Here is a 15,287-nt window from a genome sequence, read left to right on the forward strand (position 1 = left end):
TTTTATGTGATATCTAAAAGATAGAATCCATCGATAAAATAGATACTTTATGCGCTACTCTCCTGAGGCATTAACGGCATTCGTTGAGACCGTATCCTGCGGCTCTTTTTCTGCGGCGGCGCGGCGGTTACGCAAAAGTCAGTCCACCGTCAGCACGGCGATAGCCAATCTGGAAGCCGATCTCGGCTTTGCACTGTTTGACCGTTCTTCACGCCAGCCAACGCTCACTGAACAAGGTAAGCGGGTGCTCGGTTATGTGCAGGCGATTCTGTCGGCGAGCGATCGTCTGGACGAAGCGGCGATTTCGCTGTCGGGTGAAACGGAAGCACGTCTGACCTTTGTGCTTTCGGACACCCTGCACCCGGATGTGCTGGAAGAATTGATGGTGCAGTTTGACCGATTGTTCCCACATACCGAATTTGAATGTCTGATTGGTGAAGACGAGGACGTGATCGATCTACTGCAAAAGGGGCGTGCGCAGGTTGGTTTGATTGAAGCACGAGAGGATTACCCCACGGATATGGGCGTCACGCGGCTGCCGATGCAAACCTGGATGGGATTGTACGTTGCGGCTTCTCATCCGCTGGCGGCGCAGGAAAAACTGCAGTGGGAGCAGTTGCACACCTGGCGTGAACTGCGTCTGAATACCTATCTGGAAAGCGGTACCAACGTGGCGCGCGGTCCCGTGTGGTCTGCTCCCAACTATTTACTATTGCTGAGTATGGCGGTGCAGGGGTTTGGCTGGTGTGCGCTGCCTTGCGCGCTGGTGGAAGAATTTGCCGCGGAAAAACCGCTGGTGCAGCTGAAGGTCCCCGGCTGGCCAAAGGCTATCTCGATCGACCTGTTGTGGAATAAGAAATCGCCTCCTGGCGTGGCGGGAAGCTGGCTACGCGATCATTTACAGCAGGGTGGCATCACAATGGCAGATAAATGATACACATTTCCTTTGTGATAAAAATCACCATTTTTTAAACAACTCAGATAACTATTCTTAACAATCATCTACTATGGCGCTGTTATTTTGCGCTGAGGTGGCGATGAAAGAGGTTGTGATAGTGGGGGCGTTGAGGACACCGATTGGCTGCTTCCAGGGAACGCTGGCGCGTCACTCTGCCGTTGAACTAGGCAGTATGGTTGTCAGGGCGTTAATGGAACGCACAGGAGTGGATGTTCACGCAATTGATGAAGTAATCCTCGGTCAGGTTCTCACGGCGGGTGCAGGGCAAAACCCGGCGCGCCAGTCCGCTATCAATGGGGGGCTACCCAATACCGTTTCAGCCATCACTATTAACGATGTTTGTGGCTCGGGCCTGAAAGCGCTGCATCTGGCGACGCAGGCGATCCAGTGTGGCGAAGCCGACATTGTGATTGCTGGCGGGCAAGAGAATATGAGCCGCGCGCCGCATGTCCTGACAGACAGCCGTACCGGGGCGCAGTTGGGTAACAGTCAACTGGTCGACAGTTTGGTGCATGACGGGTTGTGGGATGCCTTCAACGATTACCATATGGGCGTCACCGCAGAAAATCTGGCGCGGGAATACGGCATCAGCCGAGAATTACAGGATGCCTACGCGCTTCACTCGCAGCACAAAGCACGGATGGCAATCGATGCCGGGCGCTTTAAAGATGAGATCGTGCCGGTGGTGACGCAGCGTAACGGGCAATCGTTCGTGGTGGATACCGATGAGCAGCCCCGCACCGATGCCAGCGCCGAAGGGTTGGCGCGCCTGGATCCTACCTTCGACAGGCTCGGTTCAGTTACGGCGGGTAATGCGTCATCGATCAACGATGGCGCCGCCGCAGTGATGATGATGAGCGAAGCCAAAGCGCAGGAGCTGAATTTACCCATACTGGCGCGTATTCGTGCCTTTGCCAGCGTCGGTGTCGATCCGGCTTTGATGGGCATTGCGCCAGTGTATGCGACCCGGCGTTGCCTTGAGCGCGTCGGTTGGCAACTGGCGGATGTTGATCTTATCGAAGCCAACGAAGCCTTCGCCGCGCAGGCGTTATCCGTTGGGAAAATGCTGGAGTGGGATGAGCGGCGGGTGAATGTGAACGGCGGAGCCATTGCTCTGGGCCATCCGATTGGCGCATCGGGTTGCCGGATTCTGGTTTCACTGGTGCATGAAATGGTGAAACGTCGGGCGCACAAAGGCCTGGCAACGTTGTGCATCGGCGGTGGTCAGGGCGTCGCGCTCGCCATTGAACGAGATTAACGACCTTAGATTTCCTTTCTCAAACGCCTTCCCTGCTGTGTCATCTCTGCACCTGCAAAAAAGCCCTCCAGCGGGAGGGCAAGGCCAGTTACAGAAACATGCATTCTCAAACCTCGCCAACTTATCAAAACAGTGTTTTATTTCATGTGATTAACAACGCACTTTGTTAGAAAAGGTGTGTGAGCGTGTCTATAGCACGACTGTATTTTCAATGCGTTATGCTTGCCGCTAATGCGTTACTCTTTTGATTGATTACATATCCAATTGTTTTAAAAGATTTTATTTAAATAAGGATCGCTATTTATATGCGCTAGCGTGATCGCAATTACACTTTTGATATTAACTTGCATAAAAAGTGAAACATCGTTTTAGTTATAATTGAAAACGCGTTCCGGGAGGGATATCATGAACGCATTAGGTAAAACGGAACGGCGTTTTGCTATCGCTCAAGAATTCACGGTCAATTTATCACTGGAGGTAAATGTGGACGTAAGACAAAGTATCCATAGTGCGCACGCGAAAACCCTGGACACTCAGGGGCTGCGTAATGAGTTTTTGGTCGAAGAAGTGTTTGTTGCAGATGAATACACCATGGTCTACAGCCACATCGACCGCATCATTGTTGGCGGCATTATGCCAGTGGCCAAAACCGTCTCCGTGGGGGGCGAAGTCGGCAAACAGTTGGGCGTAACCTATTTCCTCGAGCGTCGTGAATTAGGTGTGATCAACATCGGCGGTCCGGGCACGATTACCGTTGACGGCCAGTGCTATGAAATTGGTCATCGCGATGCGCTGTACGTCGGGAAAGGGGCAAAAGAAGTGGTTTTCGCGAGTATCGATGCAGCGAAACCGGCTAAGTTTTACTACAACAGCGCACCAGCACACACTACCTATCCAACCAAAAAAGTCACGCCAGCAGACGTTGCGCCAGTCACTCTGGGTGATGACCTCACCAGTAACCGTCGTACCATCAACAAATATTTTGTGCCGGATGTGCTGGAAACCTGCCAGTTGAGCATGGGGCTGACCGAACTGGCCCCGGGCAACCTGTGGAACACCATGCCGTGCCATACCCATGAACGTCGTATGGAAGTCTATTTTTATTTCAATATGGAAGAAGACACCTGCGTATTCCATATGATGGGACAGCCTCAGGAAACGCGTCATATTGTGATGCACAACGAGCAGGCGGTCATTTCCCCAAGCTGGTCTATTCATTCTGGTGTTGGCACAAAAGCCTATACATTCATTTGGGGTATGGTCGGCGAAAACCAGGTCTTTGATGACATGGACCACGTCGCAGTAAAAGATCTGCGCTAGTCGCGGGCGGCCACTCAACCTGTCGGTGATGGGCAATATGATAAATAAGGATTAACAATGATTTTGAATGCATTCTCTCTTGAAGGTAAAGTCGCCGTTGTGACCGGTTGTGACACTGGCCTGGGCCAGGGTATGGCGCTGGGTCTGGCGGAAGCGGGCTGCGATATCGTGGGTATCAACATCGTTGAACCGACCGAAACCATCGAGCGCGTTACCGCGCTGGGTCGTCGCTTTTTAAGCATGACCGCCGACCTGCGTCAGATTGACGGCATCCCGGCGCTGCTGGAGCGCGCAGTGGCTGAATTCGGTCATATCGACATTCTGGTCAACAACGCGGGTCTTATTCGTCGTGATGATGCGATCAACTTCAGCGAAAAAGACTGGGACGACGTCATGAACCTGAACATTAAGAGCGTATTCTTTATGTCCCAGGCGGCGGCGAAGCACTTTATCGCGCAGGGCAACGGCGGCAAAATTATTAACATCGCCTCCATGCTCTCTTTCCAGGGCGGTATCCGCGTTCCGTCTTACACCGCATCAAAAAGCGGCGTTATGGGCGTAACCCGTCTGATGGCGAACGAGTGGGCAAAACACAATATCAACGTTAATGCGATTGCTCCGGGCTACATGGCGACCAACAACACGCAACAACTGCGTGCTGATGAGCAGCGTAGCGCAGAAATCCTAGATCGTATCCCGGCGGGCCGCTGGGGTCTGCCTGACGATCTGAAAGGGCCAATTGTATTCCTGGCATCCAGCGCATCTGACTATATTAACGGCTATACCGTTGCGGTAGATGGCGGCTGGCTGGCACGTTAACTGCTCTTCTTCCAATATCGACAAATAAAAACCCTGCCCAAAAACGGCAGGGTTTTTTTTCTTTTAAGCCTTACATTTCGGATATGAAGCTGAAAGGGCGGCCTGAAAACGGTGGAAATTATGCTTTCAGGAAATCTTCGCGTACCGGCGTGAAGGTATCGAGTAATGTTCCCGGTTTTAAACACACGCAGCCGTGCATAATATTGGGCTGTTTATACAACGTGTCTCTTGCGCGCACGACATGCTTTTCTTCGCCAATGGTAAATTCAAATTCTCCGGATAGCACATAGGTCAACTGCTCGTGTGGGTGGTTGTGCATCGGGCCAATCGCACCTTGTTCGAAATTGACTTCAACGGCCATCATTTTGCCATCGTGAGCCAAAATGCGGCGGGTAACGCCATTGCCCAGATCTTCAAGGGTGGTCTCTGTATGAAAAATAAACATCCGGCATTCCTGTAATTTACTGAAACGTTGTTTCAGTAAACGTATCTCAGAGCATTAAAAAAAGAAATGCTGGTTCACAGATGTGGAAAGTTGATCACATCTTTGGTTCACTGGAGAGACAACAACGAATAAGGGGTAATGATGAAAACGATCGGTCTGTTAGGCGGTATGAGCTGGGAATCGACCATTCCTTATTATCGACTCATTAATGAAGGCGTTAAGCAGCGTCTAGGCGGCCTGCATTCCGCGCAGATCCTGCTACACAGCGTGGATTTCCATGAGATTGAGCTGTGTCAGAGTCGCGGTGAGTGGGATAAAGCGGGCGATATTCTGGCGCAGGCTGCGCTGGGGTTACAGCAGGCGGGCGCAGAAGGGATTGTGTTGTGTACCAACACCATGCATAAGGTGGCCGGAGCAATTGAAACTGCCTGCGACGTGCCGTTTCTGCACATTGCCGATGCAACAGGTCGTGCCATCAGCCAGCAGAAAATGAGCAACGTGGCGCTGCTGGGTACGCGATACACCATGGAGCAGGATTTCTACCGTGAGCGCTTACAGACTGAATTTGGTATTAGCACGCCGATCCCTGAACAGGCCGACCGCCAGAAGATTAACCAGATAATCTTTGATGAGTTGTGTCTCGGCGAATTTAGCGATGCTTCGCGCGATTATTACCTTGGCGTGATTAACGCGCTGGCGCGTCAGGGCGCACAGGGGGTTATTTTTGGCTGTACTGAGATTGGTCTGCTGGTTCCCGCAGAGCTTAGCCCGGTTCCGGTGTTTGATACCGCGGCCATTCACGCGGCGGATGCGGTGGAGTTTATGCTGTCATAGGCCGGTCTAAAATAGCATCCAGCGGATCGAGCAGACGCGCAAGATCGGTTTGCAGGTGCGTTGTGAACGCATCAACCAGCGCCGATGTGGGCCGATGCAATGGGCGGATCAGACTCACGGTAAACGGTACGTTGATACTGAAACGGCGGACGACAACGCCGCTGGCAGCATAATCCAGGGCAGTGAGAGGATTGACCACCGAGATTCCCGCCCCGGCACGCACCATCGCACAAACGGAGGCGGCGCTATGCGTCTCTACGACCATGCGCCGTTTGACCTCATGCTCGTGGAACAGAGCATCCAGCAGTTGGCGGTAGCTATCCGTTCGCGACAGACTAATATAGTTCTCGCCCTGAAAATCCTGCGGCGTTAAGACCGATTTTTCACCCAGCGGGTGTCCTTGCGGCAACACGCAGACTTCATCTAACGAGAGCAACTCCGTGCGTTGAGTTCCGGCGGGAGTATGCAGCGTTTCTGTTATGCCTAAATCGTGACGCTGTGCTGACAGCCACTCCTCCAGCAGCGGTGATTCCTGCGGCACAATCTGAATATTGACCTGCGGATAGCGTGCCAGGAACGGGTGTAGCAGCGATGGCAAAAAGGATTGCGAAAATACCGGCAGACAGACGATAGACAGCTCGCCCTGGCGGAACTCGCGCAGGCTTTCGGCGGCGCTCACGATCCGCTCCAGTCCGTACCAGGAACGCTGTACCTCTTCAAATAACCGCAGCCCTTGCACCGTGGGGTGTAGACGTCCACGGCTGCGCTCAAACAGCTTTAATCCCAGTACCTGCTCAAATCGTGCCAGCTCGCGGCTGACGGTCGGCTGCGAAGTATTCAGCATCCGCGCGGCTTCTGTGAGATTTCCTGCCGTCATGATGGCGTGAAAGATTTCGATATGGCGCAAGTTAACGGCAGGCATGGACAATCCTCGAATCAAGTAATCCATATCATTTTTGCATAGACTCGCGATAAAACGATATTTTTTATTCTCTTCTGGCTGTGGCGTAATCATAAAAAAGATGATGACTGGAGTCCGCTATGCCACGCCCGCTCAACAATATCGACACCGATCTGACCGCCGATAACCTGCTACACCTGCCTGCTGAATTCGGCTGCCCGGTTTGGGTTTATGATGCGCAGATTATCCGCGCGCAAATTGCAAAATTGAGCCAGTTTGATGTGGTGCGTTTTGCTCAGAAGGCCTGCTCAAATATTCATATCTTGCGCCTGATGCGCGAGCAGGGCGTGAAGGTGGATTCCGTATCATTAGGTGAAATTGAACGAGCGCTGGCGGCGGGGTTTGTGCCGGGTAACGATGAAATCGTCTTTACTGCCGACATGATTGATGAAGCGACGCTTTCAAGGGTGCACGAGCTGCAGATCCCCGTTAACGCCGGGTCGGTGGATATGCTTGAGCAACTGGGCCAGGTGTCGCCAGGTCACCGCGTATGGCTGCGCGTTAACCCGGGCTTTGGTCACGGGCACAGTCAGAAAACCAATACAGGTGGCGAGAACAGCAAGCATGGCATCTGGCACAGCTCGCTTCCGGCGGCGCTGGAAGTAATTCAGCGCTATAAGCTGAAGCTGGTCGGTATTCACATGCACATTGGGTCCGGCGTCGATTACGGCCATCTTGAGCAGGTGTGCGGCGCGATGGTGCGTCAGGTCGTTGAGTTTGGCCAGGATCTTGAAGCGATCTCGGCGGGCGGTGGTTTATCCATTCCGTATCGTGAAGGGGAAGAGCCTGTCAACACCGATCATTACTTCGGTCTGTGGAACGCCGCGCGTGAGCAAATTGCTAAACATCTGGGGCATCCGGTGAAGCTTGAGATCGAACCGGGGCGTTTCTTGGTCGCGGAAGCGGGTGTGCTGGTGGCGCAGGTGCGCAGCGTGAAGGCGATGGGTAGCCGCCACTTTGTGTTGATCGATGCAGGTTTTAACGATCTGATGCGTCCGGCAATGTACGGCAGCTATCATCATATTTCGGCCCTGGCGGGGGATGGTCGTTCGCTGGAACTGGCTCCTCAACGGGAGACCGTGGTTGCCGGGCCACTGTGCGAATCGGGTGACGTGTTTACCCAGCAGGAGGGCGGCAAAGTTGAAACCCGTCTGTTGCCAACGGTCGTGCCCGGGGATTATCTGGTACTACACGATACCGGAGCCTACGGTGCGTCGATGTCGTCGAACTACAATAGTCGTCCGCTGCTGCCGGAAGTGCTGTTTGATAACGGCGCAGCGCGACTGATTCGCCGTCGCCAGACCATTGAAGAGCTGCTGGCGCTGGAACTGTTTTGAGTGAATGCCCGATAGTATTTATCGGGCTTACGCTGCTTTGATGGTGAATCTGGCCACTCTGATTAATCGTTTGACGACGAATTCCCTGATTCTGTCAGCGTCGATACGGAGTGTCGACGTACCAGGGTGGGGTTAAATACGTGGGTAATTTCCGGCACTGGACGGTTTTCTGCCAGCGCCAGCGCCAGTTCGGCGGCCTGGGTTGCCATCGTCACTATCGGGTAACGTACCGTCGTCAGCCGTGGACGCACGTAGCGGGAAACCAGCACATCATCAAAGCCAATCAGTGAAATCTCGCTCGGCACATCAATGCCATTATCATTTAATACACCCATGGCGCCCGCCGCCATCGAATCGTTATAGCAGGCGACAGCGGTGAAGTTTTTGCCACGTCCCAGCAGCTCCGTCATCGCCTGTTCGCCGCCGCTTTCATCCGGTTCGCCGAAGGTCACCAGCCGATCGTTAACCGGGATATTGCTTTCTGCCAGTGCATCGTAATAGCCCTGCAGACGATCTTCTGCATCCGAAATGCTGTGATTGGAGCACAGGTAGCCGATGCGTGTATGACCCTGCTGGATGAGATGGCGGGTTGCAAGCCATGCGCCGTAACGGTCATCCAGGGCCACGCAGCGTTGTTCGAAACCCGGCAGGATGCGGTTGATCAGTACCATGCCGGGGATTTGCTTCATTAATGACGCCAGTTCCGCGTCCGAGATAATTTTAGCGTGGACTACGAGGGCCGCGCAGCGGTGGCGGATAAGCTGTTCAATCGCCTGCCGCTCTTTCAGTTCGTTATGATAGCCGTTGCCAATTAGTAAAAAGTTACCGGTGTTATAGGCCACCTGCTCGACAGCTTTAACCATTGCCCCAAAGAATGGATCGGACACATCACCCACCACCAGGCCGATGGTTTCTGTGGATTGTTGTGCCAGCGCACGCGCATTAGCGTTGGGGTGGTAGCTGAGTGATTCCATTGCACTCATTACAGCCAGGCGCGATGCTTCGCTGGCTTTGGGGGAATGATTGATCACTCGAGAAACGGTGGCGACTGATACACCAGCTAGTCGGGCTACGTCCTTTATGGTCGCCATGATAGTACCTGTTGTGGGTAAACGCTTACATTCCGTCAGTGTTACGGAAAATGGCTGGCTGTTCAAGCAGATTGCCCATCAGGACTTCGCAAATGTGAGCGCGCACGAGTGAAGTAAGACAGAAATAGAAAATGAAAATCTTTGCTTACACTTTGCGATGAGCTGTTGCGATTGTTCGCTGGCGAGGGCGTTGATTCGATTGCTAGAGTTGGGATCCCAGAGGTATTGATAGGTGAAATCGACTTTCGAGTTGATCACAAGATTTACACCAACCTGCGCAGATGCGCAGGTTTTTTTTTGCCTTACGTGTATCTGTAACAGTAAGGGATAATTTACACAACTGGTTGCACTTGGGTTCATTCCTTTGCGTTTTCGAACTGGCATATCAGGCATGTGCAGACCACAATCAAGATCCCAGAGGTATTGATTGGTGAGATTATTCGGTACGCACTTCGTACCCTGTCTCTTGCACCAACCTGCGCGGATGCGCAGGTTTTTTTTCGCCTCTGTTTTCGGATTCCATTTACCTGTCGCGCCCATCCCCCAACTCGTATAATCTGCCACCATTCATCCTTATATAATCGATGGTACAGGGAGTTGAGATGCTATTAGGGTTTTTTCGTAATTTGTTTCGCGTGCTTTTCCGCGTTCGCCTTACGGGTGATGTCAGTGCGCTACGGGGAGAACGCGTCTTAATCACTCCCAATCATGTCTCTTTTATCGATGGTATGCTGCTGGCGCTGTTCTTACCTATTCGCCCGGTTTTTGCGGTTTACACCTCGATAAGCCAGCAATGGTATATGCGCTGGCTCACCCCACTGATTGATTTCGTGCCGTTAGACCCGACCAAACCAATGTCAATTAAACATCTGGTACGTCTGGTTGAGCAGGGACGCCCGGTGGTTATCTTCCCTGAAGGCCGTATTTCGACCACCGGTTCATTGATGAAAATCTATGACGGTGCCGGATTTGTCGCTGCGAAATCGGGCGCGACGGTGGTGCCTGTACGCATTGAGGGTGCGGAGCTGAGCTATTTTAGCCGTCTGAAAGGTCTGGTTAAACGGCGCTTCTTCCCGCGCATTCAGTTGCACATCCTGCCGCCCACCAAGCTACCGATGCCGGAAGCGCCGCGCGCACGCGATCGCCGTAAGCTCGCCGGTGAAATGCTGCACCAGATTATGATGGAAGCGCGCATGGCCGTGCGACCGCGTGAAACGTTATATGAATCTTTGCTGTCGGCGAAATACCGTTTTGGCGCAGGCAAAAACTGCATTGAAGACGTTAATTTTATCCCGGACAGCTACCGTAAGCTTCTGACCAAAACGCTGTTTGTCGCACGCATTTTGGAAAAGTACAGCGTAGAAGGCGAGAAGATTGGCCTGATGCTGCCCAACGCGGGGATCAGCGCCGCCGTGATTTTTGGGGCCATTGCCCGTCGACGTATTCCGGCGATGATGAACTACACGGCGGGTGTGAAGGGATTAACCAGCGCCATTACCGCCTCCGAAATCAAAACTATTTTTACCTCCCGCCAGTTTCTCGACAAAGGTAAGCTCTGGCATCTGCCGGAACAGCTTACCCAGGTGCGCTGGGTTTATCTGGAGGATTTAAAAGCCGATGTTACCTTTGGCGATAAGCTGTGGATTTTCTCTCATCTGTTGATGCCACATCTGGCGCAGGTGAAACAGCAACCTGAAGAAGCGGCGGTGATCCTCTTTACCTCCGGCTCTGAGGGCCACCCGAAAGGCGTGGTGCACAGCCACAAAAGTATTCTGGCGAACGTCGAGCAAATTAAAACTATTGCCGACTTTACTGCTGACGATCGCTTTATGTCGGCGCTGCCGCTGTTCCACTCTTTTGGCCTGACGGTGGGGCTGTTCACGCCGCTGCTGACCGGTGCAGAAGTCTTTCTCTATCCCAGCCCGCTGCATTATCGCATCGTGCCGGAACTGGTTTACGACCGTAATTGCACTGTGCTGTTTGGCACCTCGACGTTCCTTGGCAACTATGCGCGCTTTGCCCATCCTTATGATTTCCACCGCCTGCGCTACGTGGTGGCCGGGGCAGAAAAGCTGCAGGACACCACCAAGCAATTGTGGCAGGAGAAGTTTGGTCTGCGCGTGCTTGAAGGTTATGGCGTGACGGAGTGTGCGCCAGTGGTGTCGATTAACGTGCCGATGGCGGCAAAATCGGGCACGGTAGGGCGCATTCTGCCTGGTATGGATGCCCGACTGTTGGCCGTTCCGGGCATTGAAGACGGTGGCCGTTTGCAGTTGAAAGGTCCAAATATTATGAGCGGCTATCTGCGCGTTGAAAAACCGGGCGTGCTGGAAGTGCCGACGGCAGAAAATGCCGAGGGCGAGGTTGAGCGCGGCTGGTATGACACCGGCGACATCGTGCGCTTTGACGAGAACGGCTTCGTGCAGATTCAGGGACGCGCCAAGCGCTTTGCGAAAATTGCTGGAGAGATGGTCTCGCTGGAAATGGTGGAGCAACTGGCACTCGCGGTCTCCGCCGACAAAATGCACGCCACGGCTATCAAGAGCGATGCCAGCAAGGGTGAAGCACTGGTTCTGTTCACCACAGACAGCGAGCTGACGCGTGAAAAACTGCTGCAGTATGCCCGTGTACACGGTGTGCCTGAACTCGCTGTGCCGCGTGATATTCGACACCTGAAACAACTCCCTCTGCTCGGCAGCGGTAAGCCGGACTTTGTAACGCTGAAAAGCTGGGTAGATGAAGCGGAAAAACAACATGCGTGAGTCAGTACACACTAATACTTCAATCTGGTCTAAAGGGATGATGTCCGTTATCGCCGCGCAGTTTTTGTCGGCGTTTGGCGATAACGCGCTGCTGTTTGCTACGCTGGCATTGCTGAAGGAGCAATTTTATCCGGACTGGAGCCAGCCGATCCTGCAAATGGTGTTTGTGGGTGCTTACATTCTTTTTGCCCCTTTTGTCGGTCAGGTGGCTGACAGCTTTGCCAAAGGCAGGGTGATGATGTTTGCCAATGGCCTTAAGTTGCTGGGGGCGGCAAGTATTTGCTTCGGCGTTAATCCTTTTCTGGGGTATACGCTGGTGGGGGTCGGCGCGGCGGCTTATTCACCAGCCAAGTATGGCATTCTCGGAGAACTGACCACCGGCGACAAACTGGTAAAAGCCAACGGTCTGATGGAAGCCTCAACCATCGCCGCAATTCTACTGGGTTCCGTTGCTGGCGGCGTGCTGGCCGACTGGCATGTGATAGCCGCACTTTCTGTCTGCGCGCTGGCCTATGCGGGCGCCGTGGTGGCTAACTTGTCTATCCCCAAACTGGCTGCCGCGCGTCCGGGGCAGTCGTGGCATCTGGGGAAAATGACGCGCAGCTTCTTCTGTGCGGCGTCTTCGCTGTGGCGCAACGGTGAAACGCGATTCTCACTGGTCGGAACCAGCCTGTTTTGGGGCGCGGGAGTGACGCTGCGTTTTCTGCTGGTGCTGTGGGTTCCGGTAGCGCTGGGTATTACCGATAACGCCACGCCGACCTATCTTAATGCCATGGTGGCTATTGGGATTGTGGTTGGGGCCGGTGCGGCAGCGAAGTTGGTGACGCTGGAAACGGTGTCTCGTTGTATGCCTGCGGGGATCCTGATTGGCGTCGGTGTACTGTTCTTGTCTCTGCAACATGCGCTGCTGCCGTCCTATGCGCTGCTGATGCTCATCGGTGTGCTGGGCGGTTTCTTTGTTGTGCCGCTAAATGCGCTACTGCAAGAGCGTGGTAAAAAAAGCGTGGGTGCGGGCAATGCCATCGCGGTGCAAAATCTGGGTGAAAACAGCGCCATGCTGCTGATGCTTGGTATTTACTCGCTGGCGGTACTGGTAGGTATTCCGGCAGTTGCCATCGGTATTGGCTTTGGCGGACTGTTTACACTGGCGATTACGGCGCTGTGGATCTGGCAACGCCGTCATTAATATTAAATGCCGGTTGTCTGAGTAGGCCGGATACGGCGCTTAAACCGCCATCCGGCAGAACAACCGCATTACGCCATCACGGTGCAGGATAGGTATAAACCTGATGCACTGCTTCAATCTCTGCCAGCACCTCTTCGCTTAACTGCAGATGCAAACTTTCAACGTTGGTTCTTAGCTGCTCCATGGTCGTCGCCCCCAGCAGGGTGCTGGCGACAAACGGCTGGCGACGCACAAATGCCAGTGCCATCTGCGCTGGATCCAGGTTATGGCGTTTGGCGATATCCACGTAAGCTGCGACGGCTTTTTGCGTCTGCTCACTGCTGTAGCGCGTGAAGCGGCTAAACAGTGTATTGCGCGCACCGGCAGGTTTCGCGCCGTTGAGGTATTTACCCGTTAACGTGCCAAAACCCAGGCACGAGTATGCCAGTAGTTCAATGCCTTCGTACTGGCTGACTTCCGCCAGTCCCACTTCAAAGCTGCGGTTCAGCAGGCTGTAGGGGTTTTGGATAGTGACAATGCGCGGCAGATCGTGTTTATCCGCAAGATGCAGATAGCGCATCACGCCAAATGCGGTTTCGTTGGACACGCCGATATAGCGAATTTTCCCGGCGCGCTGAAATTCGGTCAGGGCTTCCAGCGTTTCCAGCAGGGTGATCACCGGCGCGGAGTCCGTCCAACTGTAGCCCAGCTTGCCAAAGCAGTTGGTCGGGCGCTGAGGCCAGTGAACCTGATACAGGTCCAGATAATCAGTTTGCAGGCGTTTGAGGCTGTCGTTAAGCGCCTGACGAATGTTTTTACGGTCCAGCGCCTGATTAGGACGAATACCGCTGTCATTGTTACGCGACGGACCGCTGACCTTTGAGGCCACGATCAGTTTTTCACGGTTGCCGTGTTTGGCGAGCCAGTTGCCGACGTAGGTTTCCGTGAGTCCCTGGGTTTCAGGGCGCGGCGGGACCGGATACATCTCGGCAACGTCGATTAAATTGATGCCTTGTGCAACGGCATAGTCAAGCTGTGCATGTGCGTCGGCTTCGCTGTTTTGTTCACCAAACGTCATTGTGCCCAGCCCCAGTGTACTGACTTCCAGCGAGCTGTGGGGTATACGGTGATATTGCATAGCCGTTTCCTTTTTATAATCACAACATAAGGATTATAAAAATGGCTGAGGGAAGGGAAAAAGGGAAGCAAAATTGTTAAGGCCAGCAGCGTAGCTGACCTTAACCATCAACGCTCAATAATTTGAGACACATCATCGCGGTTAATCTGCATCGCATTGCCTTGCTGATCGTGGTAGCTCACCAGACCGGTATCGTCATCAATTTCAGGTTTACCATCGGTCAGGATCATACGACCATCTTTTGTCGCCATTACATAATCACTGCTGCAACCAGAAACGGCAAAAGCCAATCCTACTGCGGAAATTAAAACTGCCCATTTTTTCATCTATTTATCCTCACATGGCCTGCGTCTGACACTAGTTTAGTAATAACGCGAAGTTACGCCGGACAAAAGCAGTAAAATCTTAATCTGTGAGAACAAAAGGTGATGTGGGTCATCGCTCCCCTTGCAGGGAGCGATGAATGGGTTCAGAGCGGGTTCTTTTTATTGCGCAACAGGTTCAGGGTCTCTACACCGATAGAGAAGAACATCGCGAAATAAATGTACCCTTTCGGCACATGCACATCGAAACTTTCCAGAATCAGTGTGAAACCGACCAGAATCAGGAAAGCGAGCGCCAGCATTTTTACCGATGGGTGACGATCCACGAACTCGCCTATCGGGCGTGCTGCAAACATCATCACACCGACGGCAATGACCACCGCCGCCATCATGATAAACAGATGATCGGACAAGCCTACTGCGGTGATGACGGAGTCCAGGCTGAAGATAATATCTAACAACATGATCTGCACAATTGCCCCCAGGAAAGAGGAGACGCGCGTTTTCAGCCCTTCTTCTTCACCTTCAATCGACTCATGGATCTCTTTACTGGCTTTCCAGATTAAGAACAATCCACCGAGTAGAAGGATCAGGTCACGTGCTGAGATCGCCTCGCCAAATACCTCAAACAGTGGGTTTGTCAGACGTGTTACCCAGGCGATAGAGGCCAGGAGTGCCAGACGCATGATCATCGCTGCCGCCAGCCCGATACGTCGGGCATGACTGCGTTGCGCGGTCGGGAGTTTGGCAACTACCAAAGAAAGGAAAATAATATTGTCGATCCCAAGAACGATCTCCAGCAGCGTCAGCGTACCGAGCGCCAGCCAGGCGTTAGGATCGGTTATCCATGCAAATAACATCGAACAAAGTCCTGCC

15 protein-coding genes are annotated in these 15,287 nt (G+C 53.2%); 8 read left to right on the forward strand and 7 right to left on the reverse strand.

The window, feature by feature from the left end; genetic code table 11:
- Positions 1 to 49: 49 nt before the first annotated feature.
- The 4 genes from E4Z61_RS21230 to kduD all read left to right on the forward strand — a co-directional run bounded on the left by E4Z61_RS21230 (position 50) and on the right by kduD (position 4,355).
- Positions 50 to 934, forward strand: a complete 885-nt coding sequence (locus E4Z61_RS21230) for a LysR family transcriptional regulator (protein WP_135324441.1) — start codon at positions 50 to 52, stop codon at positions 932 to 934.
- Positions 935 to 1,037: 103 nt separating this feature from the next.
- The gene (locus tag E4Z61_RS21235) at positions 1,038 to 2,216 is read left to right on the forward strand and encodes an acetyl-CoA C-acetyltransferase (protein WP_135324977.1); all 1,179 of its coding nucleotides are present in this window, start codon (positions 1,038 to 1,040) and stop codon (positions 2,214 to 2,216) included.
- 483 nt (positions 2,217 to 2,699) lie between these two features.
- Positions 2,700 to 3,536: a 5-dehydro-4-deoxy-D-glucuronate isomerase gene (kduI, locus tag E4Z61_RS21240; protein ID WP_135324978.1), complete on the forward strand. Its 837-nt coding sequence runs from the start codon at positions 2,700 to 2,702 to the stop codon at positions 3,534 to 3,536.
- 57 nt (positions 3,537 to 3,593) lie between these two features.
- Positions 3,594 to 4,355: a 2-dehydro-3-deoxy-D-gluconate 5-dehydrogenase KduD gene (gene kduD / locus E4Z61_RS21245; RefSeq protein WP_135324442.1), complete on the forward strand. Its 762-nt coding sequence runs from the start codon at positions 3,594 to 3,596 to the stop codon at positions 4,353 to 4,355.
- A gap of 118 nt (positions 4,356 to 4,473) precedes the next feature.
- Here kduD and E4Z61_RS21250 read toward each other — a convergent pair whose 3' ends face one another.
- On the reverse strand, positions 4,474 to 4,800 hold the full coding sequence (locus E4Z61_RS21250) for a cupin domain-containing protein (protein WP_135324443.1): 327 nt from the start codon (positions 4,798 to 4,800) through the stop codon (positions 4,474 to 4,476).
- A gap of 141 nt (positions 4,801 to 4,941) precedes the next feature.
- Between E4Z61_RS21250 and E4Z61_RS21255 the strand changes: the two genes are divergently transcribed.
- On the forward strand, positions 4,942 to 5,634 hold the full coding sequence (locus E4Z61_RS21255) for an aspartate/glutamate racemase (RefSeq protein WP_135324444.1): 693 nt from the start codon (positions 4,942 to 4,944) through the stop codon (positions 5,632 to 5,634).
- On the opposite strand, the gene E4Z61_RS21260 is transcribed toward E4Z61_RS21255, so the two are convergent.
- Positions 5,621 to 6,556 carry a LysR family transcriptional regulator gene (locus E4Z61_RS21260; protein WP_135324445.1) on the reverse strand — a complete coding sequence of 312 codons (936 nt, stop codon included), beginning with the start codon at positions 6,554 to 6,556 and terminating at the stop codon, positions 5,621 to 5,623. The genes E4Z61_RS21255 and E4Z61_RS21260 overlap by 14 nt on opposite strands.
- 119 nt (positions 6,557 to 6,675) lie before the next feature.
- On the opposite strand from E4Z61_RS21260, the gene lysA reads away from it, so the two are divergent.
- Complete coding sequence (gene lysA, locus E4Z61_RS21265; RefSeq protein ID WP_135324446.1) at positions 6,676 to 7,932, forward strand: diaminopimelate decarboxylase; 1,257 nt, start codon at positions 6,676 to 6,678, stop codon at positions 7,930 to 7,932.
- Between the two features lie 62 nt (positions 7,933 to 7,994).
- On the opposite strand, the gene galR is transcribed toward lysA, so the two are convergent.
- Positions 7,995 to 9,023: an HTH-type transcriptional regulator GalR gene (galR, locus tag E4Z61_RS21270; RefSeq protein WP_135324447.1), complete on the reverse strand. Its 1,029-nt coding sequence runs from the start codon at positions 9,021 to 9,023 to the stop codon at positions 7,995 to 7,997.
- Between the two features lie 78 nt (positions 9,024 to 9,101).
- Positions 9,102 to 9,587 (reverse strand): hypothetical protein, encoded by a 486-nt coding sequence (locus tag E4Z61_RS24190; protein ID WP_240703838.1) that lies wholly within the window; start codon positions 9,585 to 9,587, stop codon positions 9,102 to 9,104.
- Between the two features lie 38 nt (positions 9,588 to 9,625).
- Here E4Z61_RS24190 and aas point away from each other — a divergent pair, with 38 nt between their 5' ends.
- Both aas and lplT read left to right on the forward strand, forming a co-directional pair.
- Positions 9,626 to 11,785: a bifunctional acyl-ACP--phospholipid O-acyltransferase/long-chain-fatty-acid--ACP ligase gene (gene aas, locus E4Z61_RS21285; protein WP_135324449.1), complete on the forward strand. Its 2,160-nt coding sequence runs from the start codon at positions 9,626 to 9,628 to the stop codon at positions 11,783 to 11,785.
- Positions 11,778 to 12,971, forward strand: a complete 1,194-nt coding sequence (gene lplT / locus E4Z61_RS21290; RefSeq protein WP_135324450.1) for a lysophospholipid transporter LplT — start codon at positions 11,778 to 11,780, stop codon at positions 12,969 to 12,971. The genes aas and lplT overlap by 8 nt, the downstream gene beginning before the upstream one ends.
- A gap of 76 nt (positions 12,972 to 13,047) precedes the next feature.
- Here the strand turns inward: lplT and E4Z61_RS21295 are convergent, their stop codons facing one another.
- From E4Z61_RS21295 to E4Z61_RS21305, 3 genes are all read right to left on the reverse strand, one after another.
- Positions 13,048 to 14,088 (reverse strand): NADP(H)-dependent aldo-keto reductase, encoded by a 1,041-nt coding sequence (locus E4Z61_RS21295; protein ID WP_135324451.1) that lies wholly within the window; start codon positions 14,086 to 14,088, stop codon positions 13,048 to 13,050.
- Positions 14,089 to 14,195: 107 nt separating this feature from the next.
- Entirely contained in the window at positions 14,196 to 14,414 is a 219-nt protein-coding gene (gene ygdR, locus E4Z61_RS21300; protein WP_000758660.1) for a lipoprotein YgdR, read from the reverse strand.
- 143 nt (positions 14,415 to 14,557) lie between these two features.
- Positions 14,558 to 15,271, reverse strand: coding sequence for a TerC family protein (locus E4Z61_RS21305; RefSeq protein WP_135324452.1), 714 nt, complete (start codon positions 15,269 to 15,271; stop codon positions 14,558 to 14,560).
- Between the last annotated feature and the right edge of the window lie 16 nt (positions 15,272 to 15,287).

This window comes from Citrobacter tructae (genome assembly GCF_004684345.1).
Classification (GTDB): Bacteria; Pseudomonadota; Gammaproteobacteria; order Enterobacterales; family Enterobacteriaceae; genus Citrobacter; species Citrobacter tructae.

Excerpts from the sequence above, each read along its gene's own strand:
- galR (WP_135324447.1), bottom strand. The coding sequence starts at position 9,023 with ATGGCGACCATAAAGGACGTAGCCCGACTAGCTGGTGTATCAGTCGCC.
- lplT (WP_135324450.1), top strand. The coding sequence starts at position 11,778 with ATGCGTGAGTCAGTACACACTAATACTTCAATCTGGTCTAAAGGGATG.
- E4Z61_RS21230 (WP_135324441.1), top strand. The coding sequence starts at position 50 with ATGCGCTACTCTCCTGAGGCATTAACGGCATTCGTTGAGACCGTATCC.
- kduD (WP_135324442.1), top strand. The coding sequence starts at position 3,594 with ATGATTTTGAATGCATTCTCTCTTGAAGGTAAAGTCGCCGTTGTGACC.
- E4Z61_RS21250 (WP_135324443.1), bottom strand. The coding sequence starts at position 4,800 with ATGTTTATTTTTCATACAGAGACCACCCTTGAAGATCTGGGCAATGGC.
- E4Z61_RS21305 (WP_135324452.1), bottom strand. The coding sequence starts at position 15,271 with ATGTTATTTGCATGGATAACCGATCCTAACGCCTGGCTGGCGCTCGGT.
- E4Z61_RS21255 (WP_135324444.1), top strand. The coding sequence starts at position 4,942 with ATGAAAACGATCGGTCTGTTAGGCGGTATGAGCTGGGAATCGACCATT.
- aas (WP_135324449.1), top strand. The coding sequence starts at position 9,626 with ATGCTATTAGGGTTTTTTCGTAATTTGTTTCGCGTGCTTTTCCGCGTT.
- E4Z61_RS21295 (WP_135324451.1), bottom strand. The coding sequence starts at position 14,088 with ATGCAATATCACCGTATACCCCACAGCTCGCTGGAAGTCAGTACACTG.
- lysA (WP_135324446.1), top strand. The coding sequence starts at position 6,676 with ATGCCACGCCCGCTCAACAATATCGACACCGATCTGACCGCCGATAAC.
- ygdR (WP_000758660.1), bottom strand. The coding sequence starts at position 14,414 with ATGAAAAAATGGGCAGTTTTAATTTCCGCAGTAGGATTGGCTTTTGCC.
- E4Z61_RS21260 (WP_135324445.1), bottom strand. The coding sequence starts at position 6,556 with ATGCCTGCCGTTAACTTGCGCCATATCGAAATCTTTCACGCCATCATG.
- E4Z61_RS21235 (WP_135324977.1), top strand. The coding sequence starts at position 1,038 with ATGAAAGAGGTTGTGATAGTGGGGGCGTTGAGGACACCGATTGGCTGC.